At 73.5% G+C, this 533-nt stretch carries 1 protein-coding gene; it reads left to right on the forward strand.

The window, feature by feature from the left end; all coding sequences use genetic code 11:
* Positions 1-116: 116 nt before the first annotated feature.
* Entirely contained in the window at positions 117-527 is a 411-nt protein-coding gene (locus KBI52_RS00925; RefSeq protein WP_210804795.1) for a hypothetical protein, read from the forward strand.
* Positions 528-533 lie beyond the last annotated feature (6 nt).

The following is a 533-nucleotide window of genomic DNA, read 5'->3' on the forward strand; positions in this document are numbered from 1 at the left end:
TGGCCTTGATTCAGCCCCGGGGCAGACACGATCGGGCTCTGCGATAGGGGGCGTTCGAGCCAGGATCAGCACCCCAGGATCAAAGCCCAACGATCAGAACCCAAGGATCGATGCCCATGTCGCGGGATGAGCCTTTTCCCCTGAGCCACTTCTCCCCCCGGCTGCAAGCGGTGATCTGCGGCGAGTTCGGCGGCCGCTGCCCGAGCCTTCAGGAGGTGGCGGCGATCCCGGATGCCCGCTGGCTCACCACCCCGGCGATCGGCCCGGCCCTGCTGCGCAAGATCCGGGCGGTCGGGCAGTGCGAGGAATGCCCGGCCGGGCCGCTCAGCGATGGCGAGCTGCTCGCGCGCCTGGCGGCCCTGCAGGAGGAGCTGCGGCTGCTCCAGCAGGCGGTGCGCACCGCGATCCCGGCCCGCGCCGGGGGGCCGCGCCGGCTGCTGCCGCGTCCGGCCTCCGGCCACGGCCCGCAGGAGCGCCGGTCCGCCGCACGCGCGCCGGCCGATCACGGCTGGTCCACCAACCCCTGAGCCGAC

The organism is Microvirga sp. HBU67558, from assembly GCF_018069605.1.
Classification (GTDB): domain Bacteria; phylum Pseudomonadota; class Alphaproteobacteria; order Rhizobiales; family Beijerinckiaceae; genus Microvirga; species Microvirga terrae.

What these genes read in the sequence shown, in the direction of transcription:
- KBI52_RS00925 (WP_210804795.1), top strand. Translation starts at nt 117, where the DNA reads ATGTCGCGGGATGAGCCTTTTCCCCTGAGCCACTTCTCCCCCCGGCTG.